Source organism: Burkholderia pseudomultivorans, assembly GCF_001718415.1.
Lineage (GTDB): Bacteria > Pseudomonadota > Gammaproteobacteria > Burkholderiales > Burkholderiaceae > Burkholderia > Burkholderia pseudomultivorans_A.
This window is the reverse complement of record NZ_CP013378.1, coordinates 726,901-745,407: the sequence shown is the minus strand read 5'-3', so window position 1 is coordinate 745,407 and position 18,507 is coordinate 726,901. Positions and strand designations below refer to the sequence as shown.

Here is an 18,507-nt window from a genome sequence, read left to right as displayed (position 1 = left end):
CCCGTGTCGCGCGCGCAGCGGATCATTCGATCGTAAAAGCGCCGGATGACATCGATATGACCTGACGCAGACATGACATGCAGCCCGTTCACCGGTGCGGTCGCGGCGGTGCCCGTCGCCGCGGCGCAGTGCCGCCGGCCGGGCTACTGCCCGGCAGCGGCGCCGCAGGTATAGATCGCCGAATACTGATACATCGGCACCGGATGCTGGTCGACGCCTTCCGTCATCGGAATGGCCGCGACGAGCGTGATCTTGCGCAACGCGGCCGGGCCGCCGCACGCGCGCGCGGCGCTTTCCGCGCACGGCGTTTCGCCGCGTCGTGCCGCGCTCACGCAGGCGACCGTCACCTGGCGGGCACCGGTGTCCGCGTCGGCGGGCTCACCGCCCCCTTGCACCGCGCACGCCGACAGCGCGCCGGCCAGCAGCAGGCCGGCGCATCGCGGCACGATACCTGCGCGCCGCGACGCGACGGCGCGCGTTCCCGTGCGCCGCCATTCGACAACCGATTTCACGAATCCCCCTCGACACTTCAACGTTTCCGCCGGTCGCAGGCCCGAAACCGAAGCCCGGACCGGCTCTCATCAAACAAGACGTATCGGGCGGCCGAAACCCGCATTTCGACCGGGCCGGGCCGCCGCCCCTCACTGGCCGATCGGCATCGTGCGCACGTATTCGACGGGCGGCGTACCCAGCGCGACCGCGAAGCGGATGCCGCGCGGCAGCGGCATGCCGAGCGAGGCGATGTTGCTGAGGCCGTGCTGCGCGAGAAACTTGGCGTAGGTCTGCTCGACGTCGACCTGGCTGGCTGTCCAGCCGGTCGGCGCGATCCAGACCGACAGTTGCATCGTGCGCGCGTCGCGGCTCACGACCACGCTCGGGAACGCATCCATGTGGTGCAGCGCGTGCTCGAGGTCGGCCAGCGACGCGAGCGGCCCCGACGCGCTGCGCGTCAGCTCGCGCCCGCTCAGCGCGTAGCGCACCACCTGCACGTGCGTCGGCCCGCCGCCGACACCGACGTGCCGGACCAGCACCAGTTCGTTCGGACGCAGCCGCAGCGGCGGCCCGACTACCTCGTCGGCCGTCACGAGGTTCAGCAGGTCGAACTGCAGTTGGGAGAAGTAGCGGCCGAGCAGCCGCGTGCGACAGCGTCGCCGCCACCGTGTCGCGTCCGCGGATCGTCGCGTCGAGGCCGCGCCACGACAGCAGCGCGATCACCGCCAGCAGCGCGATCGCGACCAGCATCTCGATCAGCGTGAAGCCGCGCGCGCGTGACCGCGCACGCGCATCAATGCCGCGCTTCATCCTGCACCACGGTGGTCATCTGTGCGAGCAGCGTCCGGCTCGACGCGGACGCATAGACGCTGACCGTCACCTCTCGCACCAGCGGGCTCGACAGCGCTTTCACCGACTGCCGGCAGACGAACCGATACACGCCCTGCGGACACGCGAACGTGTCGCTGCCGACCGGCGGCGACGTCGATGCGATGCGGATCGCCCCGAGCGCGTTGTCGGCGCTCCACAGCGCGAGCAGCCGCATGCGCGCGGCGTCGGTATCGCTGGCGAGCGAGCCGATCGCGCGCATCACCGCGCCGAGTGCGATGGCGACGATCGCGAGCGCGACCAGTACCTCGATCAGCGTGAAGCCCGGCTGCGGCGGCCTCGCCGCATGCGGCCCGCCGCGCGCGCAGCAATCGGTACGGCCCGTGCGGCCGTCGTACCTGGGCCGCGCTTGTCGCCCGGTGTTCACGCAAAGCTCCATGAGTTCCCCGTTCGCGGCGTCAATCGGTCGCTTCGGCGTGGTCAGCGCTGCGCGCCGACGGCGTCACCGCGATCGGTGCGTCGGGCGACGCGCACGGCCAGTCACGCAACGTCGATCCGCGCTCGCCTCGCGCCCGACTGCCGCATCGCGCGCACGTCCCGTCACGGATATCGACGCGTTGTTCCGGACGCAACATGCCGACGGCCAGTGTGCTGCCAAGTTAAGGCGCGTGTATGGCACGCGCGTGTCGGAAGGTACGCACCATTCAGCGCACCGGCGCCGGCTGCCGGCACCGTCACCCCGCATGCAGCGCGTCGATGATGGCCTCGGTAATGCCGCTGCGGCCGTACGACGCCCGCTGGATCATCCCGACCGTGCGCAGGACCGGCGGATTCGCGATCGGCAGCACGCGCAGCGCGGGGTCCGCCTGCCAGTTCGCACGATGCAGCAGCGGCAGCACCGCGACGCCGACGTTCTCGCGCACCAGCGCGGCGATCGTTTCGATCGAGTTCAGCTCCAGATATTCGTTCACCGCGAGGCCGAGGCTCTGCAGCGCCTGCTCGATCACGCGACCGGTGCGCACGCGCCGGTCGAAACGCAGGAAACCGTGACCGCGCAGGATGCGCCGCGGGTCCGTGTCGGTGATTTCGCGGCTCACGACCAGCACCAGCGGCTCGCTGTAGAGCGGCGTCCATTTCAGCGTATCGGGCAGCGCGTCGTCCGCCCGCGCGACCACGGCGGCGATATCGACCTCGCCCGCCTCCACCATCGCGGCCAGTTCGTCCGAGCGCGCCGACAGCAGACGCACGTCGAGTTGCGGATGCGCGGTCTTCAGGCTCGCAACCACCAGCGACAGTGCGCCGATCACCGACACGACCGCGCCGATCGTCACCGGCCCCTGCATCAGCCCGGCGGGCGTCGGCTCAAGTTCGGCCAGCAGGTCGAGAATCTGCTCGATCTTCGGCTGGATCTCGCGGCCATGCCGCGTGAGCGCGATCTGCCGCGCGCTGCGGTCGAACAGCCGGCGATCGAGCGCCGCCTCGAGCCCGCGCATCTGCAGGCTGACCGCCGCCTGCGTCAGCGCGACCCGCTCGGCCGCCGCCGCGAACGAACCGGTTTGGGCGACGGCCCGAAAGGTTTTCAGCATCCGGAGTGTCAGCATCGCCACCTTCGAAATTCAAGAAAAACTCAAGTATCGAATATAAATATTAATGTTTTCTCATGCCCAGGCCCGACATAATCGAACCCTGTAAGCCGCCGAAAGGATGACCGGCGCGAGGCGGCGCTGCGCGGCGTCGGCATCGAAGCGCTGCGGCGGCATGGCCGCCGAGCGTTCCGCGCGCCGCCGCCTGATTCACGCGCCTACGCGTGCGCTTCACTTCTTCATCACCGAACACACCATGACCCGCTTCAACTGGCAAAACCCCTACCCGACGCCGCGCCTGCCGGTGTTCGCGCGCAATATCGTGTCGACCTCGCACCCGCTCGCCGCGCAGGCGGGGCTGCGCATGCTGTGGAAAGGCGGCAACGCGGTCGATGCGGCGATCGCCGCCGCCGCGGCCATCACCGTGGTCGAGCCGGTATCGTGCGGCCTCGGCGGCGATGCGTTCGCGCTGGTGTGGGACGGCGCGAAGCTGCACGGGCTGAACGCGTCGGGCGTGTCGCCGGCCGCGTGGAACGTCGACTACTTCAAGCGCCGGTACGGCGAGCGCAACGGCCTCGCGGTGCAGCCGAAGCGCGGCTGGGACGCGGTGACCGTGCCCGGCGTGATCGCCGGCTGGGAGGCGCTGCACCGGAAATTCGGCTCGCTGCCGTTCGCCGACCTGATGGAGCCGGCCATCGAGATCGCCGAGCGCGGTCATGCGGTGGCCAGCATCGTCGCGTACAAATGGGCGGCGGCCGTGCCGGAGCTGAAGGACCAGCCCGGCTTCGCCGACACCTTCATGCCGCGCGGTCGCGCGCCCGAAGTCAGCGAACTGGTGCGCTTTCCCGGTCACGCGAAGACACTGCGCACGCTCGCCGAACTGGGCCCGCGCGCGTACTACGACGGCGAGATCGCCGAACGGATCGCCGCATTCGCACGCGAAGGCGGCGCCGCATTGACGCTCGACGATCTGCGCAACTACCGCGCCGACTGGGTCGAGCCGATCGGCAAGCATTATCGCGGCTACACCGTGCACGAGATCCCGCCGAACGGCCAGGGCATCGCCGCGCTGATCGCGCTGGGCATCCTCGAACACTTCGATATCGGCTCGCTGCCGGTCGACAGCATCGAATCGCAGCATCTGCAGATCGAGGCGATGAAGCTCGCGTTCGCCGACGTCTATCGCTACGTCGCCGATCCGCGCGCGATGGACGTCACGCCGGAACAGATGCTCGACGACGCCTATCTCGCGTCGCGCGCGAAGCTGATCGACCGGACGCGGGCCACGCAGTTCGACTTCGGCATGCCGAAGGCCGGCGGCACGATCTACCTGTCGGCGGCCGACGAGCGCGGGATGATGGTCAGCTTCATCCAGTCCAACTACATGGGGTTCGGCTCCGGCATCGTGGTACCCGACAGCGGCATCGCGCTGCAGAACCGCGGCTGCGGGTTCTCGATGGATCCGAAGTCGCCGAACGTCGTCGAAGGCGGCAAGCGGCCGTTCCACACGATCATCCCGGCATTCGTCACGCAGCAGGTCGACGGCCGGCAGGAAGCGGTGATGAGCTTCGGCGTGATGGGCGGCGACATGCAGCCGCAAGGTCATCTGCAATCGATCGTGCGCATGCTCGACTACGGCCAGCAGCCGCAGGCCGCATGCGACGCACCGCGCTGGAAGGTCAATCGCGACTTCACGATCGACATCGAGGCGACGCTCGACAGGGATACCGCGCGCGCGCTCGAGGAACGGGGCCATACGATCAAGTCGGTCGACGATCCGTATATGGACTTCGGCTCCGGCCAGTACATCTGGAAGCTCGATCGCAACGAACCGGATCGCGGCTATGTCGCGGCCAGCGACAGCCGTCGCGACGGACTGGCGGCGGGGTTCTAGCGCTGCGTCGATGCTGGCGGGACATGCCGCCAGATCCGGTCCCGAGACCTCGACGGGTCCGAGTGGCGCACCGGAAACCCGAATGCGTTGTTCGCGGGGACGGGGCAGCGGCGCAGCAACGCGCCGTCGCCCCCGATCAAGCCTGTCGCTCCCGAACCCTTTTCACTCACCGAAGCCGCGGATTGCGGGCGGGGAAGCCGTGGTCGCGAGCGAACCACCGAAGGCGATTGCCAATTGGAGGAGAACCATCATGAAAAGAACGCCGATGCTGCTGATCGGGGCCCTGCTGCTCGTCGCGGGCAGCGCGTACGCGAGGGACTGGTCGACGATCCGCTTCGGTGTCGACGCGAGCTATCCGCCATTCGAATCGAAGACCGCCGACGGCAAGCTCGTCGGCTTCGACATCGACGTCGGCAATGAACTGTGCCGGCGCCTGAACGCGCAATGCGTATGGGTCGAGAATGCCTTCGACGGCATGATTCCCGGGCTCAAGGCGCGCAAGTTCGACGGCATCCTGTCGACGATGTCGATGACGCCTGCCCGCGTCAAGCAGATCGCGTTCACGAGCAAGCTCTTCCACGTGCCGACGCGCCTCGTCACGCGCAAGGGCGCGAACCTGCAGCCGACTGCCGAATCGCTCGCAGGCAAGTCGATCGGCGTGGAGCAAGGGTCGATGCAGGAGACCTATGCGAAGGTGCATTGGGGCTCGAAGGGCGTGAATATCGTGTCGTATGCAGACCAGGACCAGGTCTACGCCGACCTGCTGGCGGGACGGCTCGACGGGTCGCTGCAGAATGCGGTGCAGGCCGAGCGCGGCTTTCTGAATACGCCGCGCGGCCGGCCCTATGACTTCGCCGGCCCGGCGCTGGACGACAAGGCGATCTTCGGCCCGGGCACGGCCATCGGCCTGAGCAAGGACAACACGGACCTGAAGGAGAAACTCGATGCCGCGATCGCCGCGATGATCAAGGACGGCACCTATGCGCGCATCGCAAAGAAGTACTTCGACTTCGATGTGTATGGCAGTTGATGGCGGGTGGGCGGGGAGCGCCGAGGGGGCGCTCTTCGCCGGGCTGTCACGCCACGGTGCTGCAGCATGGCGTTATAAAGACCACGCACCCACGGTGATCAGGGCGCGGCCCGGAAGTCGAGCGTCTTATTGCCGCCGATCCACTGACCTTCAAGCGTGTCGCCCTTGATCGTGGCCCGAATCAGCGGGTTGGGCGTATCGCTTCCCTCGTATTCGGTAAGCTCGATGACGTTGCCATTCACTTTGCCGCGCAGCGCAATCGGCTTGCGGTACTTGCCATAGAAGTAGGTGCCGGACAGCGAGCCATCGCCATAGCGTTCGGACAATAGCAGTGTAATGGCCGCCTGCCCCACGCGACCTTGCAGAACCTGCCGGTACGGCTCGGCTTGCGGCGCAGCCTGCGGACCACGCATTAAAAGATATTTGCCGTAAGCCGTGAGATACGGCGCGAGATTCTCGATCCTGTAAGTCACCGCCTGATCGCCCACGTCGTCCAGCGCGCGCGAGGCGTGGTTACTGCAACGCTCATACAGAAACGTGATGGACCCGTCCCCGATTTTCAAAGGGGTATCCGCCCATCTGTAGTACTTTCCATAGTCGGGCGAACGCATCGACTCCAGGCAGTATTCGTACATGCCAATGGCCGACTTGATATACCCTTCCTCGGCATCCTGCTTGCCGTCGGGCCAAGGCTGCGGCCAGGGTGTCGCGATGCCCTTCTTCTGGCAGTTAGCAACGGCCTCTTTACCCAGATCGGCGATGGCTCTGGTGTACTCGGCCATACGTTCCGCGAGGTTCTTCTTCTGCAAGGTCACACCACCCGCCGGCGTAAATATGTCCGCAGCGGAGATCAGTCGCCCGGTCGCTGCATCGAAGTTGTAGAGCCTCGAGTAATGCTCGCAATAGGCGCCGCAGCCCTCGGCGTCGACTTCGATTGCCAGCACGCTATCGTCGTTACGCAACACTTCGAAGTTGAAATCGGAACTGCCTTGAAGTCCATCCTGTTCCTTGGGCTTCCGGATGCCGTCGGAATATCTGGCCGGCGCCGGCTGCTCGGCCATATCGAGAAAAATACGATGGTTGATGCGGGCGTCGCGCCTCGCATCGCCTGATTCGACGTAGGGCAGCGATCCTTTGTATGCGATCGTTTTCACTTCCGTTGGTACTGATGAGGCGGCGACAACGAGCGCTGGCGATGCAACGGCAATACACGTGAAAAATGCGCGATGGAGCATGATGATCGTTTGAGAACAAGACGGATTATTGCCCAGGAACCTTCTCATATTTTCGTAGACGAGGCGGTTGAGCGACGCCTCACGCGCCGCCCCGAGCCACCGGCAAAAACGCCCCGACTCAACCGACCCCCACCTCGCCTTCCCGCTCCACCCCGCCGCGCGCCAGCACCGGCTTCAACGCCTGCCCGGTATGGCTCGCGCGCACCTTCGCCAGCGCTTCCGGCGGCGCGGCCGCGACGATCGTGCCACCGCCGACGCCACCTTCCGGGCCGAGATCGATGATCCAGTCCGCTTCCGCGATCACGTCGAGATCGTGCTCGATCACGATCACGCTGTGCCCGCCGTCCACGAGCCGGTGCAGCACGCGGATCAGCTTCGCGACATCGGCCATGTGCAGGCCGACGGTCGGCTCGTCGAGCACGTACAGCGTATGCGGCGCCTTCTGGCCGCGTCGCGTGACGTCGTCGCGCACCTTGCTGAGCTCGGTGACCAGCTTGATCCGCTGCGCCTCGCCGCCGGACAGCGTCGGCGACGGCTGGCCGAGCGTCAGGTAACCGAGGCCGACGTCCTTCATCAGCTGCAGCGGATGCGCGATGTTCGTGATCGGCGCGAAAAACTCGACCGCTTCGTCGATCTCCATCGTCAGCACGTCGCCGATGTTCTTGCCGCGCCACGTGACCGCGAGCGTCTCCGGATTGAAGCGCTGCCCGTGACATACGTCGCACGGCACCTTCACGTCGGGCAGGAAGCTCATGCCGATCGTGCGCACGCCCTGCCCTTCGCACGCGGGGCAGCGCCCGTCGCCGGTGTTGAACGAGAAGCGCGACGCCGTATAGCCGCGCGCGCGCGCCTCCAGCGTATCCGCAAACAGCCGGCGGATCGCGTCCCACACGCCGATATAGGTCGCCGGGCACGAGCGCGGCGTCTTGCCGATCGGCGTCTGGTCGACTTCGAGCACGCGGTCGATGCGCTCCCAGCCGCTGATCGATTCGCAGCCCTGCCACATATGCGTGACGTCGAGCGAGGGCCGCGGCGCGCTGCGCGCGAGCACGCTCGAGCGACGATTCGCCGCTTGCGGGGCCGCCTGCTGCGCGGACTTGCGCGCCCGGCGCGTGGCCGGCGACGACAGTACCGAACGGCCGACCGCGTCGAGCAGGTTCGTCATCAGCACGTCGCGCGCGAGCGTCGACTTGCCCGAGCCGCTGACGCCCGTCACCGCGACGAGCCGCGCCAACGGAATGCCGACCGTGACGTCGCGCAGGTTGTGCAGCCTGCCGCCATGCACGGTCAGCCAGTGCTCCGGGACGGCCGGCGTGCCGTTCGCGCCGGGCGCGATCACGTCGCGGCGCGGCTGCAGCGGATGCGTGATCGGCTGCGCGAGGAAGCGGCCCGTCAGCGATTCCGGCTGCGCGGCCAGGTCCGCGACCGCGCCCTGCGCGACCAGCGTGCCGCCGCGCTTGCCGGCGCCCGGGCCGACGTCGATGATGTGATCGGCGCGGCGGATCGTGTCCTCGTCGTGCTCGACGACCACGAGCGTATTGCCCTTGTCGCCGAGCTTGCGCAGCGCGTTCAGCAGGATCTGGTTGTCGCGCGGATGCAGGCCGATCGTCGGCTCGTCGAGCACGTAGCAGACGCCCTGCAGGTTGCTGCCCAGCTGCGCGGCGAGCCGGATCCGCTGCGCTTCGCCGCCCGACAGGCTCGGCGCCGCGCGGTCGAGGCTTAGATAGCCGAGCCCGACTTCCTCCAGAAACGCCAGACGGCTGCCGATCTCGCTGACGATGTCGCGCGCGATCTGCGCATCGCGCCCGGCGAGTCGCAGCCCGTCGATCCAGCGACGCGTGTCGGACACCGTCCACTGCGCGACGTCGACGATCGAATGGTCGCAGAACGTGACCGCACGCGCGGACGGATTCAGCCGCGTGCCGCCGCAATCCGGGCACGGCTCGTTGCCGACGCCTTCCGGTTCCTGCTCGTCGGAAGGCAGCGTCTGTTCGCGGCCGCGACCGTCCTCGGCGAGCACCGTGTCGTCGTACGCGGCGCGCTGCTCGCGCGTGAGCGCGAGGCCGGTACCCACGCAGGTCGTGCACCAGCCATGCTTGCTGTTGTACGAGAACAGCCGCGGGTCCAGCTCCGGATAGCTCGTGCCGCATACCGGGCATGCGCGCTTGACCGACAGCACCTTGACCTCGCCGACGCGCGCGGTCGAATGATTGTGGTTCATCGCATGATCGAGCCCGTCGAGCGGCGCGAGCAGGTGCATCACGCCCTTGCCGATCTCGAGCGTCTCGTCGAGACGCTGCCGCAACTCGGCCTCGCGATCCGGCGAGACGACGATATCGGCGACCGGCAGCTCGATCGTATGCTCGCGGAAGCGGTCGAGCTTCGGCCACGGATCGACCGTCACGAACTCGCCGTCGACGCGCAGATGCGTATGGCCGCGCGCCTTCGCCCACTTCGCGAGATCCGTATACACGCCCTTGCGGTTGACGACGAGCGGCGCGAGCAGACCGACGTGCTCATCGCGATGATCGCGCAGCAGTTGGGCGGCGATCGACTCGACGCTTTGCGACGTGACCGGCGTGCCGTCGTGGATGCAGTGCTGCAGGCCGAGCTTCACGTACAGCAGCCGCAGGAAATGCCACACTTCGGACGTCGTCGCGACCGTGCTCTTGCGCCCGCCGCGCGACAGCCGCTGCTCGATCGCGACGGTCGGCGGAATGCCGTACACCGCGTCGACCTCGGGGCGCCCGGCCGGCTGCACGATCGAGCGCGCGTACGCGTTCAGCGATTCGAGGTAGCGGCGCTGGCCTTCGTGAAACAGGATGTCGAACGCGAGCGTCGACTTGCCGGAACCGGACACGCCGGTCACCACGCTGAACTTGCCGTGCGGGATGTCGACGTCGAGCGACTTCAGGTTGTGCTCGCGCGCGTTGACGATTCGCACGACATCCTCGCCTTCGATCGCCCGCCGCGCGCGCGCGGCGTTCAGCGCGGCCTGCAACGGCAAGCCCTCGTCGTCGGACGGGATTCCGGCGCTCATCGCGCGATCGTACTGGACCAGCGCCGCGCCCGTGTGCGACTGCGCGCACGCCTTCACGTCGTCGGGCGTGCCCGCGCACAGCACGAAGCCGCCGCCGTCGCCGCCTTCCGGGCCGAGATCGATCAGCCAGTCGGCCGCGCGGATCACGTCGAGGTTGTGCTCGATCACGATCAGCGAATGACCGCTCGCGAGCAGCTTGCCGAAGGCCTGCATCAGCTTCGCGATATCGTCGAAGTGCAGCCCGGTGGTCGGTTCGTCGAACATGAACAGGCGCGTGCGCGCGATGCGCGCCTCCTCGGTGACGACCCGGCGCCCGTTGCCGGCCGCCGCGGATTCGGCGAGAAAGCCGGCCAGCTTCAACCGCTGCGCTTCGCCGCCCGACAGCGTCGGCACCGGCTGGCCGAGCTTCACGTATTCGAGCCCGACGTCGACGATCGGCTGCAGCACCCGCAGCACTTCGGCGTCCGCCGCGAAGAACGCCGCCGCCTCGCTGACGGTCAGCTCCAGCACGTCGGCGATGCTCAGCGCGCGGCCGTCGCGCACGATCCGCACCTCGAGTACCTCGTCGCGGTAGCGCCGGCCGTCGCAATCCGGACAGCGCAGATAGACGTCGCTCAGGAACTGCATCTCGACGTGTTCGAAACCGGAGCCGCCGCAGGTCGGGCAGCGCCCGTCGCCGGAGTTGAAGCTGAACGTGCCCGCGCCATAGCCGCGCTGCAGCGCGAGCGGCGCCTTCGCGAACAGCTTGCGGATCTCGTCGAACGCGCCGACATAGCTCGCCGGGTTCGACCGCGTGGTCTTGCCGATCGGCGACTGGTCGACGAACACGACATCGCCGACCTGCTCGGCGCCGGACAGTCTGCGGTACGCGCCCGGCGATTCGGTCGCGCGGCCCAGTTGCCGCGCCATCGCCGGATAGAGCACGTCCTGCAGCAGCGTCGACTTGCCCGAGCCCGACACGCCCGTCACGCAGACGAGGCGCTGCAACGGGATCTCGACCGTCACGTCGCGCAGGTTGTGCTCGCTTGCGCCTTCGAGCACGATGCGCGGCGTGCTGGCGTCCACCGGCCGGCGCGACCAGTTCGACGCATGCGCGACCTGCCGGCGGCCGCCGAGATACGCGCCCGTCAGCGTGTCGGCCGCGCGGATCTCGCCCGGCGTACCGTCGTAGACGATCGTGCCGCCGCGCTCGCCGGGGCCGGGGCCCATGTCGATCAGCCGGTCGGCCGCGAGCATCACCGACGGATCGTGCTCGACGACCACCAGCGTGTTGCCCGCGTCGCGCAGGCGCTGCATCGCCTCGACGATCCGGTTCAGGTCGCGCGGATGCAGCCCGATGCTCGGCTCGTCGAGCACGAACAGCGTCTTGGTCAGCGAGGTGCCGAGCGCGGTCGTCAGGTTGATCCGCTGCACCTCGCCGCCCGACAGCGTCCGGCTTTGCCGGTCGAGCGTCAGATAGCCGAGCCCGACGTCGCACAGATATTTCAGCCGTGTGCGCACCTCGGCGAGCAGCAGCTTCAGCGCATCGTCGAGCAGCGCGCTCGGCAGCGCGATGTCGTCGAAGAAGCGGCGGATCCGCTCGATCGGCAACAGCATCAGGTCGTGCACCGTCAGGCCCGGCAGCGCCTCGAGCTGCGCGCGGGTCCAGTCGACGCCGCGCGGCATGAAGCGCTCGGCCGGCGCGAGCACCGCGTCGGCGTTTTCGCGCGTGCCGAGCCGCCACAGCAGCGACTCGGTCTTCAGGCGCGCGCCGCCGCACACGTCGCACGGCGTGTAGCTGCGGTATTTCGACAGCAGCACGCGGATATGCATCTTGTACGCCTTCGATTCGAGATAGCCGAAGAAGCGCTTCACGCCGTACCACTGGCTCTGCCACTTGCCGTTCCAGTCCGGCCCGCCGTTGATGACCCAGTCCTGCTCGACCGGCGTCAGCTCGCCCCACGGCGTGTCGCGCCGGATGCCCGCCTTCGCCGCGTAGCGCATCAGGTCATCCTGGCACTCCTTCCACGCGGGCGTCTGCATCGGCTTGATCGCGCCGCCGCGCAGCGTCTTGCGCGCGTCCGGGATCACGAGGCCGAGATCGACGCCGATCACGCGGCCGAAGCCGCGGCAGGTTTCGCATGCGCCGTACGCCGAATTGAACGAGAACAGCGCGGCCTGCGGCTCCGCATAGCGCAGGTCGCTGTCCGGATCATGCAGGCCGGTGGAAAAGCGCCAGATTTCGGGTTCCGCGACCACGCCGTCCGCGCCGTCCGGCGCCTGCGCGAGCACGTAGACGTTCACGCGCCCGCCGCCGCGCTTCAGCGACGCCTCGATCCCCTCGACGACGCGCACCTTGTCGACCTGATGCAGCCGGAAGCGGTCGGCCACCACGTCGAGCACCTTGCGCGGCCCGGTCGGCGACGCGACCTCGCGCTGTGCCTGCACGCGCGTATAGCCGCTCGCGGACAGCCACTGCTCGACCTCCTCGTCGGTCACAGTGTCCGGCAATTCGACCGGGAACGTGATCACGAGCCGCGGGTCCCGCGCCTCGGTGCGCGCGAACAGGTCCGCGTGGATCGTTTCCGGCGTGTCGTGCCGCACCGGCCGCGCGGTCTTGCGGTCGAACAGCTCCGCCGCGCGCGCGTACAGCAGCTTCAGGTGATCGTTGAGCTCGGTCATCGTGCCGACGGTCGAGCGCGAGCTGCGGACCGGATTGGTCTGGTCGATCGCGATCGCGGGCGGCACGCCGTCGACGCGGTCGACCTGCGGCCGGTCCATCCGGTCGAGGAACTGCCGTGCATAGGCGCTGAACGTCTCGACATAGCGCCGCTGGCCTTCCGCGTACAGCGTGTCGAACACGAGACTCGACTTGCCCGAGCCGGACGGGCCCGTGACGACCGTCATTTCGCCGGTACGCAGATCGACGTCGAGATCCTTGAGATTGTGCTGTCGCGCTCCGCGAATGCGGATCAGATTGCTGGATGACAATTGTCTAGCCCGTCGGAAAGAGTTGGCCGGCGCCCGCCTGCCGAAAGGCGCGAGACGCTCGCGGAGCGCGCGCGTCGCGAGATGGACCCGGACGCGGCTCGATTTTGACGGATACTATACTGTATATTCATACAGTTTTCCACGGCCGTGTCGGGCGACATGGAACCGTTGCCCGTCGGACGCCAGAGTATGGGCGGCTGGGCGGCAAAATTCGTGCGATTGGCCTACCTACGGATCATCACACCGGCCTCTCCGGGCCGAGCGCAGCGGAGTGCTTCGCAATCAATTTTTGAGAAGGCCGCTGATCCGAAAGGTCGGCGGCTCCTTTTGGCCTGGCGTTATCGCGGGTGTCGCGCTTCGGCGCCCCCAGGAGATGCGGGAAAGTCGCCGACATCAGTTTCCTGACACATCGAAGCTGATGTATTTCCTCGAAATCGTGCGATATAGTCCGTTCGCACGAATGTCGGCGATGGCCTTGTTGATCCTGTCCTTCAACTGGGCGTCGTCCTTGCGGATGCCAATGGCAACGTCATCGTTCTTGAGGCGGGCGTCGTCGAAGTCGTCTGGGCCAGTGAACGCGAAGTTCTGGCCCGCGGGCTTCGTCAGAAAAAAGTATTCCGCCTGCGCCTTGTCCTGGATGGCCGCGTCGATTTTCCCGCTGGCCAAGGCGTCGTAAAGTTGGGCGTCAGTCGGATACGCAATGACCTCCGCCTTAGAGCCCCATTTGCCCTTCACATACGCCTCGAGTGCGGTTCCTTTTGTCACCCCAAGGCGTTTACCCCGAAGCGAATCACCTGTTGGCATCAGACCGGATGTCGTCGCGGCAATCATCGCGACCGGAATGTGATAGAGCGTGTCCGAGAAGTCCATCACCTTACGTCTATCCTCAGTCGCTATCATGGCCGACAGGATGATGTCGAACTTCTTTGCGTTAAGTCCAGGAATGATGTGGTCGAAATCGTGTTCGACCCACTCGCATTTGACGCCGATGTCCTGACAGATGGCGTTCCCGAGATCAATATCGAGACCCGTCAGTCTTCCATCTGCCGACTTGAACTCGAACGGCGGGAAGTTGGGATCAACGCCGATACGGACGATATCGGATGTGGCTTGAGCCGACGCCGCAGTCGAAAGAGCGCAAAGCGTCAGCAGCATTCCAAGGCGCTTGATGTTCATGATAGGGATCTCCGTTCGCGCTACTAGTCGTTATATTGGAAAACGTCAAAAATGCGGATGCGGCCTTGCAGCCAATTCAACTGAACGTCAGCATGGATCCCTTCGTTCCGTCCGGTAATACGTAATTGAACTTCACGTCGGCATGCCACACGCCGTCGACTTGATAGAACCTCAGCGTTCTGGGCGGATTTACAGTGGTCCCCGCTGAACTCGCAGCACTCAACACTGGAAATTCGCTATTGAGCGAGGAAAAGCCGTTATCCAGGAAGGCTGGGGCAACGCCTGCCGTACAAGCGGGTGTCGAGCCAAAGCAGGCCTGTAACACACTTTGTAGACAGTCGATAAAGGCAGCTTCGGCAGGCGGCGCTGGCAGCGTCGGCGACGTTGCGGAAGTCTGGTTGTTCAAGGCCAAGCTCTGGGAGGGATTGGCAGTGGGTACCAGCAGTGTGGAGCCGTTGACCGGCATCAGGAGGAACGAGTCCAGTGCCGCATCCGCACCGGTCCGATCTGCCGGCAAGGCCGTCGTCAACGGGTTGTAACCTTGAGCCGTAATTCCACTTGCAGCGAGCGCGCTGGCGAGTGCGGTGTCGACCGTTGCCATCGCCTTGTTGACCGCGTCCGGGTTCACGAGTGCCGCGGCCTGTCCTGTATTGGTCAAGTCCAGTGGATTGCCGTCCGATGTCAACAATGCAGCCACTGCGGTCGTCAGCGTCGTGACGTTAGCAGTCGTCGAGGCAGCGCCGGTCGGCACCGTCGAAAGCATCGAAACGAGCGGAGCGCCTCCGGCAGGGTCGGTCGCAACCAGCACCAGCGGGGCGCTCATGCCGGAAATCGACAGGCCGCTGTATGCACCGTTGTTGTCAGCCGTCGTGCCGGCCGTGCGTCCTGCCGAGTCGAGGACAGTAATGATGGCGTTGGCGACAGGCGTTCCGCTTGCGACCGTACCCGACAGTGTCGGGACCGTAGCGAGAGGCGAACTATCGTCGGCGCCCCCGCAACCTGGAAGCACAATGGTAAAAGCTATGCACGAAGCATAGGCCAATATCCGCTGACGATTTGAATTCATTTTGGTCGCCTCACGCAGGGGACTTTCTTGTTCTGCATGCTAGAGGCCGAGAATTCCGATTTCATCCCTTAAACGGGTGATAAACTTCACGTAATCGATCAACAAAAAAACGACGAATACTTTTGATCGGACGAAGCATCGCGACACTCATCGACAAAAGGCGGAATGCCATGTCGGAACTGAACGAATTTAGTCGGTTGATTGGCGCGTTGTACGACGCGCCGCTGGACGACGCTCGGTGGCGCGATGTCACGATGATGATCGCGGACTTCTTTGATACGCACAGTTGTGCCCTACAGGTCCGAAGCGAGCAAGGCGCACTGCTACTTGGATCGACTGATAATGTCTCTCCCGATCTCGCTCGGCAGTATGCGGAGTATTACTATCAGTATGACGAATGGGCGCGAGAAGCGACCCTCTATCCGCTCGATACCGTCTACTTCGGAAACGAGATCGTCGCCGATTCCGCGTTGGAACGCAGCGAGTGCTACGACTTCATGCGCGCGGCCGATATGGCTCAGGTGGTTGGCGGTGCGTTGGCGCTCGGCGGTAACGAGGTCGGAATCATCGGTGTGCATCGCGGCTGGCACGCGGCTGCCTTTGACGGTACAGACCGGCGCAAAATGCAATTGCTCTTCCCGCATTTGCAGCGCGCGCTCGCGATGCGCTCCGCGTTTCGGCGCCATGAGATACGGCGCTCCATGACGGAGGCCGCGCTCGACAAACTTGCAATCGCAGTGTTGCTGGTCGATCGTGCCGGAAGAATCATTCATTCGAATCGCGCAGCGGTCGAAATGTTGCGACGCGAGAACGGCCTGTTTGCGTCGTCGAATCTCGTCCGCGCGGCAAGCCCGGCAACGACGCAGGCGCTATTGCGGCTCATCGATCGAGCATGCAATGCCGGTACGCAGCCATCGATCAACGAGCCCGTAGGTGCGCTCGCCATCGAGCGCGCGGGTATGCGTCCGCTGTCGGTATTGGTCGCTCCCATCCGCCGCGACGATGCCGCCGTGGCTTCAAGCGAGCGGATCGCGATGCTGATCGTAAGAGCGCCGGAGGAGAACGATGCGCGGCGCAACGACACGCTCCGCGCGTTGTTCGGATTCACGGCAACCGAGGCCGCGCTTGCGGGAGCGCTGGCGGACGGTCTTACATTGAGCGATATTGCCGCGCGGCATCGCGTGACCTTGAATACGGTACGCAGTCAACTGAAGGCTGTGCTGCGCAAGTCCGATACGGCCAAACAGTCGGAACTCGTCGCGCTTGTGCTACGGCAGACGACCGGTTATATGCCGTAACGGCGCGCCGCACGTTCGTCAAGATTACTCGCAGGTGCCACGGCCGTCCGCCACGGAACGCTTGCGTGAGTCGCGACCGGAAATCGGGCAAGCCGGTTCACGGCCAGCCCGCTACACCCCCGCCAGCAACGTCCCGAGCGACGCGATCGTATGGGGCCGCGCGTACCAGAAGCCCTGCGCTTCGTCGCATCCGAGTTCGCGCAGGCGGTCGGCCTGCTCGACCGTTTCGACGCCTTCGGCCGTCACGCGCATCCCCAACGCATGCGCCATCGCGATGATCGCGCTGACGAGCGCCGCACTGCCCGCGTCGCCCGGCAACGGCGCGACGAACGAGCGATCGATCTTCACGCGGTTGATCGGGAAGCGCGTCAGATAGGACAGGCTCGAATACCCGGTCCCGAAATCGTCGACCGCGACTTCGACGCCCAGTTCGCGAATCGCATGAATCGTGCGCAGCGCGGCTTCCGTATCGGCGAACAGCACGCCTTCGGTGATCTCGATCTCGAGGCACTGCGGCACCAGCCCGCTGCGCGTCAGCGCGCGCTCGATGATCTCGAGCAGATTGCCGCGTTCGAACTGCTGCGGCGACACGTTCACGCAGACGCGCGGCAGGTGCCGGACCACATGACGCAGCTTGCCGATTTCGCGACATGCGGTGTCGATCACCCACTCGCCGATCCGGTCGATCAGCCCGCGCTGCTCCGCGATCGGAATGAATTCCGCGGGACTGATCTCGCCGTGCGCCGGATGCCGCCAGCGCATCAACGCCTCGACCTGCGCGATCTCGCCAGTCGCCAGCGTCACCTGCGGCTGATAGACGAGCCGGCATTGCTGCCGGTCGAGCGCACGGTCGAGCAGCGTTTCGAGTTCGAAACGGCGCGACGCGCGCAGCTCGAGCGCGCTCGAGAAATGCACGACGCCGCTCGCGCCCGCGTCGCGCGCCGACGACAGCGCGACTTCGGCGCGACGCATCAGCGTTTCGGTATCGTCCCCGTTGTCCGGATAGGTCGCGATGCCCGCGCAGGTGACCGCACGCAGGTGCGCGCCGACGAACTCGACCGGCTCGCACGCCTGCGCGACCACCTCGTCGATCAGCGTCGCCGACGCGTCGTCGCTGAACAGCGCGAACTTGCCCTCACCGACGCACGCGAACGCCTGCGCGCACGGAATACGCTGCCGCAAGCGTTCGCCGACCACTTGCGCCACGATCTCGACGCCGGGCTGGCCGAGCACGTTGCGGATCGATTCGAGCCCGGACAGCGCGACCATCACGACACTGAACCGGTCGCCGGTGCGGCGTGCGCGCGCGATGCGCAGGTCCAGCCGCTCGGCGAACAGCCGGCGGTTCGGCAGCTGCGTCGCATCGTCGTAATTCGACGCGTACCAGCGTTCGCCATCCCGCTGGCCGTCGTCCGCGGATTCGATCAGAAAGCCGACATATTCGTCGGCCGCACGGGCGCGATGTGCGCCGGCGGCGTCCGGCACGGCATCGGCATCGACATCGGCATCGCCGGCCGGCGAAAACCGACCGTCGAGCCGCGCGACGTCGACGCGCACCGGGCGCCGCTCCACGTCGTACCGATTCACGCGCCAGCGTTCGCCGTTCAGGTCGATCACGCCGGCGGCGCAGGCCGAGCCGTCCGGCGCCGCCAGGCACGCCTGGATCGTCGACTGGCCGACCAGCGCCGCGGCCGGGCGGCCGGTCATGACTTCGAAAGCGTGATTGACCCAGCCGAGCGTGCCGTCGGCCGCGCACAGAAACATCGGGTGCGCGGCCTGCCATGCGGCATCCGCGACGCGCGTGCTCGACGCATGCGCCTCGTCATCCGGATCGCCGGTCCGCGACCGCGCTTCCGGCAGTCCCCGTGGTAGTGAATGTTCGGTCATGGAATTCC

12 protein-coding genes are annotated in these 18,507 nt (G+C 66.4%); 3 read left to right on the top strand and 9 right to left on the bottom strand.

Going from position 1 to position 18,507, the window contains the following annotated elements; translation table 11 throughout:
- Positions 1 to 143 precede the first annotated feature (143 nt).
- The 4 genes from WS57_RS16115 to WS57_RS16100 all read right to left on the bottom strand — a co-directional run bounded on the left by WS57_RS16115 (position 144) and on the right by WS57_RS16100 (position 2,921).
- Positions 144 to 446, bottom strand: a complete 303-nt coding sequence (locus tag WS57_RS16115) for a hypothetical protein (protein WP_155741131.1) — start codon at positions 444 to 446, stop codon at positions 144 to 146.
- 195 nt (positions 447 to 641) lie between these two features.
- Positions 642 to 1,085 carry a hypothetical protein gene (locus WS57_RS16110; RefSeq protein ID WP_009690179.1) on the bottom strand — a complete coding sequence of 148 codons (444 nt, stop codon included), beginning with the start codon at positions 1,083 to 1,085 and terminating at the stop codon, positions 642 to 644.
- A gap of 200 nt (positions 1,086 to 1,285) precedes the next feature.
- The gene (gene gspI / locus WS57_RS16105) at positions 1,286 to 1,747 is read right to left on the bottom strand and encodes a type II secretion system minor pseudopilin GspI (RefSeq protein ID WP_230945512.1); all 462 of its coding nucleotides are present in this window, start codon (positions 1,745 to 1,747) and stop codon (positions 1,286 to 1,288) included.
- 307 nt (positions 1,748 to 2,054) lie between these two features.
- Positions 2,055 to 2,921: a LysR family transcriptional regulator gene (locus tag WS57_RS16100; protein WP_009690177.1), complete on the bottom strand. Its 867-nt coding sequence runs from the start codon at positions 2,919 to 2,921 to the stop codon at positions 2,055 to 2,057.
- Positions 2,922 to 3,159: 238 nt separating this feature from the next.
- Between WS57_RS16100 and WS57_RS16095 the strand changes: the two genes are divergently transcribed.
- Positions 3,160 to 4,797, top strand: coding sequence for a gamma-glutamyltransferase family protein (locus tag WS57_RS16095; protein WP_009690176.1), 1,638 nt, complete (start codon positions 3,160 to 3,162; stop codon positions 4,795 to 4,797).
- 250 nt (positions 4,798 to 5,047) lie between these two features.
- A complete protein-coding gene (locus WS57_RS16090; protein WP_009690175.1) occupies positions 5,048 to 5,827 on the top strand; it encodes an ABC transporter substrate-binding protein in 780 nt (259 codons plus the stop codon).
- Between the two features lie 98 nt (positions 5,828 to 5,925).
- Here the strand turns inward: WS57_RS16090 and WS57_RS16085 are convergent, their stop codons facing one another.
- The 4 genes from WS57_RS16085 to WS57_RS37110 all read right to left on the bottom strand — a co-directional run bounded on the left by WS57_RS16085 (position 5,926) and on the right by WS57_RS37110 (position 15,314).
- A complete protein-coding gene (locus WS57_RS16085) occupies positions 5,926 to 7,062 on the bottom strand; it encodes a hypothetical protein (RefSeq protein WP_155774314.1) in 1,137 nt (378 codons plus the stop codon).
- A 118-nt stretch (positions 7,063 to 7,180) separates the two neighbouring features.
- Positions 7,181 to 13,072 carry an excinuclease ABC subunit UvrA gene (uvrA, locus tag WS57_RS16080; protein ID WP_069244537.1) on the bottom strand — a complete coding sequence of 1,964 codons (5,892 nt, stop codon included), beginning with the start codon at positions 13,070 to 13,072 and terminating at the stop codon, positions 7,181 to 7,183.
- A gap of 393 nt (positions 13,073 to 13,465) precedes the next feature.
- On the bottom strand, positions 13,466 to 14,248 hold the full coding sequence (locus tag WS57_RS16075; RefSeq protein WP_009689456.1) for an ABC transporter substrate-binding protein: 783 nt from the start codon (positions 14,246 to 14,248) through the stop codon (positions 13,466 to 13,468).
- A gap of 76 nt (positions 14,249 to 14,324) precedes the next feature.
- Entirely contained in the window at positions 14,325 to 15,314 is a 990-nt protein-coding gene (locus WS57_RS37110; RefSeq protein WP_155741129.1) for a carboxypeptidase-like regulatory domain-containing protein, read from the bottom strand.
- A gap of 170 nt (positions 15,315 to 15,484) precedes the next feature.
- Between WS57_RS37110 and WS57_RS16070 the strand changes: the two genes are divergently transcribed.
- Complete coding sequence (locus tag WS57_RS16070; RefSeq protein ID WP_069244536.1) at positions 15,485 to 16,612, top strand: helix-turn-helix transcriptional regulator; 1,128 nt, start codon at positions 15,485 to 15,487, stop codon at positions 16,610 to 16,612.
- Positions 16,613 to 16,723: 111 nt separating this feature from the next.
- Here the strand turns inward: WS57_RS16070 and WS57_RS16065 are convergent, their stop codons facing one another.
- Positions 16,724 to 18,499, bottom strand: a complete 1,776-nt coding sequence (locus WS57_RS16065; protein ID WP_009689458.1) for a putative bifunctional diguanylate cyclase/phosphodiesterase — start codon at positions 18,497 to 18,499, stop codon at positions 16,724 to 16,726.
- Positions 18,500 to 18,507: the final 8 nt, after the last annotated feature.